This is a genomic window from Paenibacillus cineris (assembly GCF_018333335.1).
GTDB classification, from domain to species: Bacteria; Bacillota; Bacilli; order Paenibacillales; family Paenibacillaceae; genus Paenibacillus_AQ; species Paenibacillus_AQ favisporus.
This window is the reverse complement of the sequence record NZ_BORU01000002.1, coordinates 166,076-178,164: the sequence shown is the minus strand read 5'-3', so window position 1 is coordinate 178,164 and position 12,089 is coordinate 166,076. Positions and strand designations below refer to the sequence as shown.

The window sequence follows — 12,089 nt, the reverse complement described above, 5'->3', positions numbered from 1 at the left end:
AATTCGCTTTCATCTCGTTTTACAGCCATTTTACCTGTTATAATGTAAAAAAAACGTCTATCGACGTACCTTCACAGAAGACAGACCGCATTTAAAGGTAATTTTTCTTGCAATATCAGGAAGCCACGGCTCTGGAGTTTATTCTTTCTGATATTATAAAAAAACGTCTATCGACGTACCTCCACAGAAGACAGACCACGTTTAAAGGTAATTTTTCTTGCGAGACAGACGGGAGGGACTCAGAGCGCAAATGACCCGGATCAATGTCGACTACTATATGCCCGCCTTGCAGGGCCAAACCGATCTCCGCCTGCACTTTTTCGGCATGGAGGAATGCCTGCCGAACCATTCGTGGGGACCCGGACTGCGGGATGCCTACATCCTGCACTATGTGCACAGCGGCACGGGGACTTTCACCACCGGCGGGACAACCTATCGGCTCGGCGCGGGGCAGGGCTTCCTGATCGTGCCGGATATGCTGGTGCAATACACGGCCGACGAGTCGGATCCGTGGACGTATACATGGTTCGGCTTTCAAGGTGTGCTGGCCAAGACGCTCCTGCAGCGCGCCCACCTGAATGCGTCTCATCCAGTCTACGAGGCAGGTCCGGATGGCGGCTTTCCACGGTTTTACGGACAGCTGCGCGCCGCGATGGAAGGGCCCGGCGGCGACGTGCTCAGCCAGGGCATCCTGTACGGGCTGCTGGGCGAACTGATTCGGGACTGCCGTGACAACGGCGAAGCCCCGCGGCCTACCACCTCGAAGGAAGCCTACGTCCGCAAGGCCGTCGGCTATATCGAGAGCAGCTACAGCCAGAAGATCAGCATCCAGGACATCGCCCGTTCCGTCGGGCTGGACCGGACATACCTGTCCGGCCTGTTCAAGGACCAGTTCGGCGTGTCGCTGCAGGCGTTCCTGCTGGAGTACCGGATGAAGCGCGCCGCCGTGCTGCTGCACAACCTGGAGCTGTCGGTAAGCGACGTGTCCCGCTCGGTCGGCTATACGGACCCGTTTCTGTTCTCCAAAATGTTCAAAAAAACGATTGGCTGCTCGCCCCGATCCTACCGGGAGCAGCAGATTCCTTCTGGCAGCTGAAGATCGTTCCCAACGCCACGCCAAAAAAAGCCCTCCAGTCCTATTAGACTGGGGGCTCCTTGGCTCTACATCTCGGCTGCCTGCCACTCATGGCTTATCCCTGACGCAGCTCCGCAAACCGATTGCGGTATTGCTCGTATTTCCCTTCCCAGATGTCCTTTCGGGAAGCAATGGTTCGGCCGTCGAGCAGCGCCTCGATAACGTCCAGGCAGACATCCCATCCGGCAACGTCCTTAGGCGTATGATCGGTGACTCGGACGATCGTCTCGATCAGAACGAGGCGGCAGCCCTGCGGCTCGGGATACAGCTCAAACCGGACGCGGTCCTCCGCCCAGGTATACTCAAGTACCGACAGGGGCTTCAGCTCCAAAATTTCGAACTTTTCATAAGTACCGTCCTGCATATCGAATGAGATGACTCCGCCTTCACGCAAATCTTCGACGCGAAGTTCCGCAAACCACTGCTTCAGCTGGTCATTCTCGGTCAGCGCCGCCCATACCTTTTCCACCGGGTGCTTCAAATGCCGCACGAACCGCACACGGGTTCCCTGCTCGTCCTGCTCAACCACGGCCAATTCATTGGAATTCACGGATGATCCTCCTTTTTCACATGCTCTTTAAAGTTTGTCATTCCGTCAGGATACCCAACAGAATTCAAATTCTGCCATATTCCTGCAAGCAGGTATTTCCTGCTCAGGGTTCTTCTTCATCGAGGAAGCGCTCCAGGTCATCCAGCTTGCCGGACCAGAACCTGCGGTAGGGCCCAAGCCAATCGTCAAGCTGCTCCAGCGGCTTCGCGTTCAGGCTGTACATCCGCTTCTGGGCATCGCTGCGGACGGTCACAAGCCCCGCTTCCCGCAGGATCCGCAAATGCTTGGACACCCCCGGCTGGCTTAAGGACGACAGCTCCACAAGCTCGCCCACAGAACGGTCCCGCACTCGCAAGTATTCCAGAATGCTCCGCCGGTTCGGTTCGGATAACGCTTCAAACAGTTTGTCCGTGTTCATGCTTATTATATTACTATTTGGTTATATAAATGTAAAGGAATATAAGGAATAATGCTGTATCGTTCTTCCACAACAAAAGGGCCATCCCTCCAAGGCTCAGCACATGCTGTCCAGGAAGATAAGCTCCCAGGGAAAGCACGCGGCTGCCTAGTATGAGATGGCCCAAAGGTTACAGGGTCAGGGTTTGCATTTTAGTTAAATCCGATTGAGCTAACGCTCGGCACCATCGGCGAATACCGAAGTGCCCCGCAAGCGCGCCCAGTCAGCTACCCGGGCGGGATCGCCTTCCCACAGCCGCTCCCTGCCCCACTGATTCGCCTCGGGCTTGCCTTCGCATTCCACGCGGATCACCGGGAAGAGCCGCGTCGGCGCCTCCCGCGGCAGCCCGAAAATCCACAGCTCATCGCCGTTCTGTTGGAACGCGAGCTCCTGCCCTGTGGTCAGGAGCGTGACGCCCTTCACCCGGGTGGTCAAGTCGGCCAGCCTCATGTCCGGGCGGCCATCCCAGAACCGGATGATCAAATACAAGTTATTGCCGCGGGTCGTCTGCCGTCCGCGGGTGATAAACTCGTTGACAGAGCCTCCGTCCGTGCCGTACACCGCCTCGCCGTGTACCTCCAGCCATCGCCCGATCTCCAGCCCCCGCTCCACGAATTCGGGCGGGAGCTGACCGTCCGCCGTCGGGCCGACGTTGAGCAGCAGGTTGCCCCCGTGGCCGCCGCCTTTCTCGGCGCTTTCGCAGAGCATATCAAGCAGCACGTCCGCCGGACGCCACCGCTCGCCGATTACATGGCTCCAGAGCCGCCACGTCGTCACCTGGCATGACTCCCACAGCCGCTTTTGCTCGGCATGGATCACATGCTCCGGGGTGCCGAAGTCGCCGAGCGTATCGGAATCGCCGGCACCCACGCCCCCGTCGGCCCGATACCCGTCATGAGCGGCGGAATAACCGAGCCGGTTGTTGATAAGAATATCCGGCTGCAGCGCCCGCATTTCCTCCACCAGCCTCACACTTTGCAGATCGTCTGCATTCCGCGGCCATACCCCATCGAAGAAGAAGTGGTCGATCTTTCCGTAGTTCGTCAGCAGCTCTTTGACTTGGGCGTGAAGATAACCACGGACCTTCTCCCACCCCTCCGGATCCTTGGCCGGGCCGTCGAAATACGCCGGCAGCCGCCAATCGATCCACGAATAGTACAGTCCGATCCGCAGCCCCTCCTTGCGGAAGGCCTCGGTGTATTCACGGACAAAATCTCTTTGCGGAGCCTGCTTGGCGCTGGAGTAGTCCGTATAAGCGCTGTCCCACATGCAATAGCCGTCGTGGTGCCGGGTCGTAAAGCAGGCATATTTAAACCCCGCTTTTCTCGCCGTATAGGCCCACAATTCGGGATCGTAATGCTCCGGGTTCCATGCGCAGGCCTGCTCCGCATACTCCTTGTGGTCCAAATGCTCACGGAACAGCACCTGTTCCCCGCGCCCGTACTGCGCGTAAGGCCCCCAATGGATAAACATCCCGTAACGGCTCTCGGTAAACCACTTCCACTTGTCCGGAACGGTAAAGGCGTGCGATTGAATAGCGGTCATGATCGAAGTTTCCTCCTTACGATTGGGTCTCGGATGTCACGGATTTGCGTGCATCATACGCTTCCTGATAGATCTCCAGGTACCGGTCCAGCCCCATGCTCTTCAGCGTCGACTGGTACTCGTTCCACTGGGCGTTGAGGTCGGCGTCGCCGATAATGAACCGCGCCATCATTTCGTTCGTGTAATCGAAGATCGTCTTGGACAGGTCAGCCAGCTCCTGCGATTGGTCCACCGTAAAATTGAGCGGCGGCAGCACCGTCTCCACCTTGACGCGATAAGTCTCGTATTTGGTCTTCGTCTCGTTGTACAGGATCGATTCCAGCGGGTTCTCCTTGTCCTCCACGGCGCCGAGGCGCAGCGAATTCGGACGGTAGGCGATGCCGGTCTGCGCCCAGTGCTTGTTCTGCGTCACCCCGAATTGGGACATGTCTTTATAGACCGCCTGCTTGCCGTTTAAGCCGATTTCGCCGTCTTTGGCCCATCTCCAGTCCTTATCCGGCTCCCCGATCGTTGAGCGCAGCGTCGTTTCCCGGTCGTACAGGGCGTCCGCGAAGCGGAAGGCCGCCGCCGGATTTTTCGCCTTGTTCGTGATCACGAACTGCCCCGGAGCCACCTGGTAAGGATCGTACTGCGTCACCTGAAGCCCTTCCGGGCCTTTCAGCGGAGGTACGGCGACATAATCCTTCCACCGGCCACTAGCACCGCTTAGTTGGGTGAGCACGCTCATATTGGGGCCGGAGGCGGCGCCCAGAATCGGCACGTCCGGATTTTCCCCCAGCTGAACGAGCTGCGCGGGATCCCGGGTCAGCGATTGCGGATCCATCAAGCCTTCGGCGTACAGCTTGTGCAGGAAGGCCAGCCCTTCCTTCCAGCCGTCCTTGACGAACGGAACATCGACTTTACCTTCATCATTCACATACATCCGCGTATACGGTGCATACGTGAAAGAGTTCATCAGAAAGTTTTCTACACTCGTCGTCAGGGTCGAATTTTGCGTCGTTTGCGGCGCTCCCGAGAACGGGATTTCGTCGGCCTTCCCGTTTTTATTCGGGTCCTGGGTCTTGAACGCCTTCAGCACTTTATAAAATTCATCGATCGTGGTCGGCATCTCCAGATTGAGCGCCTTCAGCCACGGCTCGTAGATCCACAGCTTCTGTCGCATGGAGCAGTGGTAGCATTCGTTCGGAGCCGGCAGGGCGTAAATGTTCCCGTCGGCCGAAGTGATCGTCGGTTTGACCAGCGGACTTTCCTCAAACATTTTTTTCGTATTCAGGCCGTATTTCTCAATGTAATCGTTCAGAGGAAGAATGACTCCCTGTTCTCCGTACAGCGCCTGCTGCTCCGGCGTGACGTTCATGCTCATGATGACGTCCGGCAGGTCGCCGCTCGCCAGCGCCAGGTTGAGCTTCTCGGCAGTGGCGATTTCCCACTCCACATGAATATTCGTTTTCTCCTCGAAGTATTTGGTGAATTCGTTCGTGTTGAAATCTTCGACGGCCGGATTGGCGCCGATCATGACCTTGAGCGTCAATTTGTCGTTCACGATCGGGAACACGCCCGCATCGCTCACTGCTTCACCGGCACCCGGCTCCGCCGCCGGCGCACCCCCTGAATCTCCGCTGCCGCATGCGCCGAGCAGGCCGATCATGACAGCGGATAGGAGTAGCAAAGACAGGAACTTTCTTTTCACACCGATCATCTCCTTATCCCTTTAATGAGCCGATCATGACGCCTTTTACCAGAAATTTCTGAACGAAAGGATACACGACCAGAAGCGGAAAGATGGAAATCACAATCAAGGAATACTTCAGTAAAATTTTGAGTGCCTCCCTGCGGGCCGCATCCTGCGGATCAGCCGCCAGCATCGCCGTGTCGACATCGTTCTGGATCAGAATATCGCGAAGCACGAGCTGCAGCGGGTAGTGATCCTGGGATTTCAAATAAATCATCGCGTTAAAATACTGGTTCCAGTTGGCCGACGCATAATACAGCGTAATCACGGCGAGAATGGGTCCCGACAGCCGGATGACCACCTTCCACAAAAACTGGAAGTCATTGCATCCGTCCAGCCGTGCCGCCTCCAGCAGCTCATCCGGTATGGACATTTGAAAATACGTCCGGGCGATGATGACATTCCATACGGTCAGCGCTCCCGGAATGATCATGGACCAGATCGTATCGAGCATACCGAGCTCCCGCACCAGCAGATAACTGGGGATCAGTCCCCCCGTAAACATCGTTGTGAACATGAACAGAATCATGAATACGTTTTTGCCGTACAGGTCTTTACGGGACAGCGGATAAGCGGCCAGCACCGTCAGGAAGACGTTGAGGGCGGTGCCTGTCACGGTGTAGACGACGGAGTTTTTAAATCCGGTCCATACCATCTTGTAGTCGAACACGGCGGCATAGCCTTCCAGCGTCGGACGAACCGGCCACAGCCATACCTTACCGGACACGACGGCATTGGAGTCGCTGAAAGACGCGCTGACGATGTACACGATCGGATAGAGCACGCTGATAAAAAACAGGGTGACGATGGCGCCGTTCACGAGCGAGAACACCTTGTCCCCCCGGGAATCATTGCGCAAAGTGCCGTTCATGGGCTTCCCTCCTTACCACAGACTTGCCTGCTTCGACTGCTGAGCGATCTTGTTGACCACGATGAGCAGCACCAGGTTAATGACCGACTTGAACAAACCGATGGCGGTTGAGTACGAGTAATTCGCCACCTGCGAGGTCAGACCGACCTTGTACACGTACGTGTCGATAATTTCGGATGCCTTCAGGTTAATGGGGTTCTGGAGAAGGAGCACCTTCTCAAAGCCGACGTCGAGCACATGCCCGGTGCTCAGGATCAGAAGGATGATCGCCATGGGCATGATACCGGGCAGGTCGATATGCCACATCCGGCGCAGCTTGCTGGCCCCGTCGACCACGGCCGCTTCATGCAGGGCAGGGTCGATTGCCGCAAGTGCCGCAATGAAAATGATGCAGTTAAAGCCCGCATGCTGCCAGACATCCGACCAGACATAAATGGAAGAGAACATCGAAATCTCGCCCATAAAATTGACCGGCCCCACACCGATAAAGCCGAGCAGCTTGTTGACGATGCCCGTTCTCGGGTCGAGCAGCTCCCGGATAATCCCGACGATGACGACGATCGAGATGAAATGCGGGGCATACGTGACCATCTGCACCGCCCGCTTGAACACCCGCCCCCGCAAATAGTTGAGGCCGAGCGCCAGCAGAATGGGAAACGGAAAGCTCGCAGCCAGGTTGTAAAAGCTGAGGATCAGGGTGTTTTTCAAAATCCTCCAGAAGTCGTACGAGTGGACAAAGCGCTCAAAGTGCTTCAGCCCGACCCACTCGCTTCCCCAAATGCCTTTGGTCACAATAAAGTTCTTGAAAGCGATTTGTGCGCCATACATGGGTACGTACTTGAAAATGATCAAATACAGGAGCGGCAGCGCCATCAGCACGTATAACTGCCAGCTGTGGATCAGCTTCTTTACGGCGGGTCTCCTTCCCGTCCTGCGCGCTGCCCTGGTCTTTCGCTCGGTCACCGACAAGCTCATTTCACTTTCACCCCCTTGAATGGACCCAGCATAGACCGGGACCGCCCAAGGTGTAAATTGCCTGTTCCCCGGCGGGTTTACCCTCGTTCAGAAAGGCCGTTGACCTTTGCCCGGCTTGTATACATTTGGTTAGATTCGGGCGTATTTGCCTTAGGCAGCCGGCCGCTGGCGAGGTATTCTCGTGAAAGCGAAAAGGCCAGGAAATCCCTGGCCCAAAAACGCTTATGCATCCTGACGGTGAAGAGGGGAAGCCGGTTTCTTATGTGCGATATCGCGGTACGCCGTTGCGCTGATGCCGCTGCCGCGCTTGAAGGCCCGGCAGAAGGTGCTGGACGCGTGGTACCCGACCTGCTGCGCAATATCCCGGATTGGCAGCCTGGTCTCGGACAGCAGCTGCTTGGCTTTGTCCATCCGGAGATTCTCAACGTATTCGGAAAAATTGACCCCTGTCTGCTCTTTGAAAAATTGCGACAGATACCCCTTGGATATATTCAGATGATCCGCCGCGGCATCCAGGCTGAGATCAGCCTGTCCGTACTGGTGATGAATGTAGTCCACCGTATCGCGGATCAATTGGACGTTGCGGCTCTTCTTGCGCTGATCGATGCCGTCCGAAATTTCCGCGAATCTCTCCGTAGCGTTATCAAACGCCTGCTTCGGGTGATTGGCCGTGCCGAGCTGCTGCAGCAGCTGCCTCATGTCCGCCTGCTCCTTCACCATCAGCTGATCCTGCACTTTGACCAGGCAGCCGACCAGGTCAAGAACGAACAGCTGCTGCATCGCCAAGGGAAGGTGCCGCTCCTCGAAATTTTCCCGGTACAGGGAGGCGAGCAGCTTCCGGACCTCCTCCGTCTCGCCTGCTTTGATGTAATTCATCAGGCGGTTTTCCGATTCCGCCGGAAAATAAAAACCACGGTGATCATGGGCCAGATCCTCGAACCAGACAGACTGGCTGGGCCCGGCTTCCTGCACCCGGGTGAGCGCCTGCCTCGCTTCTTCAAAGGATTCCGGCACTTCAAGGAGCGAGGTGCGGTAGCCTCCCATCGCGAAGCCTGCCTGGAGCCCGTGGCGGCTGATTTCCAGCGTCAGCTGCTGCAGCTCCCGTTCCACCGTCTTCCGGAAGGCGCCGGGATCGCCTTGTCCGTTGACAAACAGGACGGCGATTTTATCCTCGGCGACCGGGTAGGTGAAGGGACAGCCCTTCAGTGTCCGGCCCAGCATATCCTGGATGAGCACGCGTTCGATATCGAGCTCGCGCAGCTCCTCCTCCTGAAACCGGTGCCCGCCGCGGTGAAACTGAACGATTCCGACGGCGCAGCCGCTGCCCTGAATATCGGCGTTTTGATGCTTCAGCAGGGATTTGACGTGTTCGGCCATCAGGTATTCACCCTGAAGAAGGCGCCCGAAGAACGACTCCCGCAGCAGCGGAGCCTGCCGCTCGATTTCCTGCTGCAGTTCGTCGTTGTTGTCGATCAGGCGCGCGAGTGAGTGCTGGATATAGCCGTACATATCCTTCGGCCGCTTCAATTCCCCGCCGTTCAGCCGGGACGTCAGGGCAGACGTGATGTTCACGATCGGCCTGCCGCTTCGGGTAGCGAACAGATAGGCAAGGATGAGCCCAAAAATCAGGAACGCAAGAAGAATGGTTACGGTGGTATGCTTGATGGCCAGCACTTTGCTCAGGACGACATGGGGCGGCTGGGCGACGACATAGGACCATCCGTTATAGGACGAGGTGGTATAGGTCATCATCATGCCACCGGTAGCCGCTGAAGCTTCGATCACTCCGGATTTCGCTCCCGGCGGCAGGCTTTGCCGGGACACCATCCCGCCGCTTGACTGGGATGTAACCAGGCGTCCTTTCTCATCCACGATGGATACCCAGCCCCCGTCGGATATGTCGATTCCACGAAGAAGCGACTGCAGGCGCTGGTTGTCCACCAGAATCATCAGCGCCCCCTGAATATGGCCGGGGTACCCGAGAGACTGGACATAGGTCAGCAGATCCGTCGTCTTGCCTTGATACACCGTGGATCCGGACGACATAATTTCCCGGTTGCGGAAATGGCCAAGGAGATCGTTCCTCCAGGTCGTGTAATCCTTGCTGGGTTCAGAGAACATGTAACGATAGAACGAGGGAAGTTCATAAGTGGAGTCCGGGGATAGCGCCAAATCGCTATTTTTGAAGATCAGATAGTAGTTAAGAATAAATCCATTGGCTGCATTGTAGCTGTAGAGGCTTTTTTGCGTCCGGTACACTTTGTACGCCGTCGTGTCCCGGAACGGTTCCTTTACCTGCTGGAAGCTTTGAACGGCCGGATCGCTTTGCAGCTGCAGGGAAATCCGGTTAATCTCGTTGAAGCGGCTGTCGACCGTTTCTTTCACCTGATCCAGCATCTGCAGGTTGCTGTGCGTGACTTCCTTTTTCACCACGTCATAGGTTTGCCTGTAAAACAAGGCCCCTGCAAGCAGGGTAAACAGCATGAACAAGAAATAGGGGATCATGAAGCGAACGAAAATGTACTGGATTTTCCATCCATTGGCCCATCGCATGGATCACTTCTCCTCTCTTTATTCTGGGATGCCGATTCGACAAAACGCAACGCGAAACATGTCTAAATAACCATATTGTAAGTGCTTTCATATTTTTTATCAACGAGTTTGTAAGGTTATATGACATACAAAAAAGCAGCCGAAACCTTCGGCTGCCTCCATTTTACACAGAACCTCAGCGGGTTCCCACGTTAAAATCCACTTCCTCGATCAATTCGATAATTTCGCCGTTCGGGCTGTGCAGGACCGCATTGCGGACCCTAAGCGGCGGCTCACCCAACTCCAGATTCCCCGGCTCCACATAAATTCGCGCCCCGTGAGCGAGCGCCTTGTCCACCATCTCGTCCACGTTATCCACGTAGAATGCCAGATGCAGCAGGGCGCCGTGCTTCACTTCCTCGCGCGAAGGCGCCTTATCCCCCTCGGCCGGAACTTCGGCGCCGCTGTCGAACACCTCAATGCAGGTCCGCCCGTCAGGTGAAACCAGCATCGAGGCCGTCTTAATTTTAAACGCAGGCAGGCTCCATGAGTGACCGACCGTAAACCCGAGAACCCGGATATAAAAATCAAGCGTTCCTTCATAATCCTCTGCCTGAATCGCCGCATGGGCCAGTCCTTTCACGCTCATAACCATCTCTCCCTTTGTGTTTTTCGTACCGTTTTTATTTTATAGATCCATTTCCGCGATCGACATGCATGGAATAAGGAATTTGGCCTTCCCGATTTGCATAAAATAAGTTATTTTCGTATGCTTACCTTATCTTTAGATCAAGTTACAGGAGAGATGGCGAATTTGAGCACGGCAGTTGACGAGATCGACCTGAAAATTTTAAAACTTCTGCAGCATGAAGCGCGAATGCCGATCGCCCAGATCAGCAAGCAGATTGCCATGTCCCAGCCTTCCGTGAAGGAGCGGATCGTTAAGCTCGAGGAACGGGGTGTGATCATAGGGTACAGCACGGATCTGAATTTGCGGGAGCTGCAGCGGGGAACGACCTCTTTTATCCTGATGAAGACCGAGCACTGCAGCGAGCTGGTGGAATTTTGCACGCAGTCCAGGCAAGTGACGGGCTTGTTCCGTATCAGCGGGGAGTACAACTATCTCATTCACGTCCAGACGGGGTCCGTCGACGAGGTAGCCGACTTCCAGGATGCCCTGGCAAGGTTCGGCCCGTCGAAATCGCATATCAGCCTGAAAAATATATTGGATCACCGGATTTTGCTGTGATCGAGCCGGTGTGTCCTTATTCTGCCCAATAGGAGGAGAACCGTAATGACGGCACAGCTTGTATTTCGTTAAGTCAGAGCCCCGCCTCCGGATTGCACGGTAACATTTTGGCCTATGTTCAAAATCCAACCGCGAATCAGGAGGATACGAAAAATGGATATTCAGATCAGGGAAATGACAGACCGGGACCGCCCGGAGCACATTCAGATCGACGGCAGCTTTACGGTAGATTCCGAGCTCGTCCTGTCCGTTACGGACCAAGGGATCGGTTATACGGTTAAACCCGTCGTGCCCAGTTATCAAAAAAGCTACCCCGACGAGGCGGGCCAGGGCGACAGCGGAAATTTGTCGGAGTACATCGGCCGTCCGGACCGTGCGGTCTACCTGGCTTTAGCGGGAAATCGGGCCGTCGGCCGGATCATGCTGGCGAAAAATTGGAACGGATACGCTTATATCGAGGATCTTCGGGTGGATCGGAACGCCCGGGGACACGGCATCGGCCGGAAATTGATCGAGCAGGCGGTGCTTTGGGCCAAAGCCGGCCACACGCCCGGCCTCATGCTGGAGACGCAGAGCAACAACGTGCGGGCGTGCCAATTTTATGAAAGCTGCGGATTTGTTATTGGAGGCTTTGATTCTTATCTATACCGGGGCTTTAAAGAGCATTCGCAGGAAACGGCTGTTTTCTGGTACCTGTTGTTTTAGCGGTCAACGGGATGTCAACTTAGCATATAAACCACGATGAGGATCAGTACCGCAGCGGTTAATAAATAATTCCTCGTTCTTACGGGAAGTTTATTGGATTTCGGGCCGATGACCTGACGGTGGAAGACGAACAGCAGCATCAGATCTGCAAGCAGCACCAGCAGGATCAGATCCATTCTGCCGTCGATTCTCGCCGTCAGGTTTTTTTCTGCAAAACCGCACACGCATAAACCAAGGAATAAATACACGACATTTCTGACGATTTCCACAAAACTCCAGATGACCTTCATCTCGCGACACCTCGCTTAACTCCATTTCTATCCATCAGGGACTGTTCG

12 protein-coding genes are annotated in these 12,089 nt (G+C 55.6%); 3 read left to right on the top strand and 9 right to left on the bottom strand.

Annotated elements, in window-relative coordinates:
- The first annotated feature begins 250 nt into the window (after positions 1-250).
- Entirely contained in the window at positions 251-1,096 is an 846-nt protein-coding gene (locus KI379_RS21725; protein ID WP_084204011.1) for an AraC family transcriptional regulator, read from the top strand.
- A gap of 94 nt (positions 1,097-1,190) precedes the next feature.
- Here KI379_RS21725 and KI379_RS21720 read toward each other — a convergent pair whose 3' ends face one another.
- The 8 genes from KI379_RS21720 to KI379_RS21685 form a co-directional block, all read right to left on the bottom strand.
- A complete protein-coding gene (locus KI379_RS21720; RefSeq protein ID WP_240913324.1) occupies positions 1,191-1,685 on the bottom strand; it encodes an SRPBCC family protein in 495 nt (164 codons plus the stop codon).
- Positions 1,686-1,788: 103 nt separating this feature from the next.
- The gene (locus KI379_RS21715; protein ID WP_089549304.1) at positions 1,789-2,103 is read right to left on the bottom strand and encodes an ArsR/SmtB family transcription factor; all 315 of its coding nucleotides are present in this window, start codon (positions 2,101-2,103) and stop codon (positions 1,789-1,791) included.
- A 210-nt stretch (positions 2,104-2,313) separates the two neighbouring features.
- Positions 2,314-3,687: an alpha-L-fucosidase gene (locus KI379_RS21710; RefSeq protein ID WP_212984895.1), complete on the bottom strand. Its 1,374-nt coding sequence runs from the start codon at positions 3,685-3,687 to the stop codon at positions 2,314-2,316.
- 16 nt (positions 3,688-3,703) lie between these two features.
- Positions 3,704-5,377: an ABC transporter substrate-binding protein gene (locus tag KI379_RS21705; RefSeq protein ID WP_212984894.1), complete on the bottom strand. Its 1,674-nt coding sequence runs from the start codon at positions 5,375-5,377 to the stop codon at positions 3,704-3,706.
- Between the two features lie 13 nt (positions 5,378-5,390).
- On the bottom strand, positions 5,391-6,290 hold the full coding sequence (locus KI379_RS21700) for a carbohydrate ABC transporter permease (protein ID WP_089549307.1): 900 nt from the start codon (positions 6,288-6,290) through the stop codon (positions 5,391-5,393).
- 12 nt (positions 6,291-6,302) lie between these two features.
- A complete protein-coding gene (locus tag KI379_RS21695; protein ID WP_084204012.1) occupies positions 6,303-7,265 on the bottom strand; it encodes an ABC transporter permease in 963 nt (320 codons plus the stop codon).
- Between the two features lie 222 nt (positions 7,266-7,487).
- The gene (locus tag KI379_RS21690; RefSeq protein ID WP_212984893.1) at positions 7,488-9,818 is read right to left on the bottom strand and encodes a helix-turn-helix domain-containing protein; all 2,331 of its coding nucleotides are present in this window, start codon (positions 9,816-9,818) and stop codon (positions 7,488-7,490) included.
- A gap of 175 nt (positions 9,819-9,993) precedes the next feature.
- A complete protein-coding gene (locus tag KI379_RS21685) occupies positions 9,994-10,446 on the bottom strand; it encodes a VOC family protein (protein WP_076173058.1) in 453 nt (150 codons plus the stop codon).
- A gap of 165 nt (positions 10,447-10,611) precedes the next feature.
- Between KI379_RS21685 and KI379_RS21680 the strand changes: the two genes are divergently transcribed.
- On the top strand, positions 10,612-11,046 hold the full coding sequence (locus KI379_RS21680) for an Lrp/AsnC family transcriptional regulator (protein ID WP_212984892.1): 435 nt from the start codon (positions 10,612-10,614) through the stop codon (positions 11,044-11,046).
- Positions 11,047-11,199: 153 nt separating this feature from the next.
- On the top strand, positions 11,200-11,751 hold the full coding sequence (locus KI379_RS21675) for a GNAT family N-acetyltransferase (RefSeq protein ID WP_212984891.1): 552 nt from the start codon (positions 11,200-11,202) through the stop codon (positions 11,749-11,751).
- 14 nt (positions 11,752-11,765) lie between these two features.
- Here KI379_RS21675 and KI379_RS21670 read toward each other — a convergent pair whose 3' ends face one another.
- Complete coding sequence (locus KI379_RS21670; RefSeq protein WP_212984890.1) at positions 11,766-12,041, bottom strand: hypothetical protein; 276 nt, start codon at positions 12,039-12,041, stop codon at positions 11,766-11,768.
- Positions 12,042-12,089 lie beyond the last annotated feature (48 nt).

Bases quoted from the DNA above. Each gene is read 5' to 3' on its own strand.
- KI379_RS21675 (WP_212984891.1), top strand. From the start codon at position 11,200: ATGGATATTCAGATCAGGGAAATGACAGACCGGGACCGCCCGGAGCAC.
- KI379_RS21690 (WP_212984893.1), bottom strand. From the start codon at position 9,818: ATGCGATGGGCCAATGGATGGAAAATCCAGTACATTTTCGTTCGCTTC.
- KI379_RS21715 (WP_089549304.1), bottom strand. From the start codon at position 2,103: ATGAACACGGACAAACTGTTTGAAGCGTTATCCGAACCGAACCGGCGG.
- KI379_RS21725 (WP_084204011.1), top strand. From the start codon at position 251: ATGACCCGGATCAATGTCGACTACTATATGCCCGCCTTGCAGGGCCAA.
- KI379_RS21710 (WP_212984895.1), bottom strand. From the start codon at position 3,687: ATGACCGCTATTCAATCGCACGCCTTTACCGTTCCGGACAAGTGGAAG.
- KI379_RS21695 (WP_084204012.1), bottom strand. From the start codon at position 7,265: ATGAGCTTGTCGGTGACCGAGCGAAAGACCAGGGCAGCGCGCAGGACG.
- KI379_RS21670 (WP_212984890.1), bottom strand. From the start codon at position 12,041: ATGAAGGTCATCTGGAGTTTTGTGGAAATCGTCAGAAATGTCGTGTAT.
- KI379_RS21685 (WP_076173058.1), bottom strand. From the start codon at position 10,446: ATGAGCGTGAAAGGACTGGCCCATGCGGCGATTCAGGCAGAGGATTAT.
- KI379_RS21700 (WP_089549307.1), bottom strand. From the start codon at position 6,290: ATGAACGGCACTTTGCGCAATGATTCCCGGGGGGACAAGGTGTTCTCG.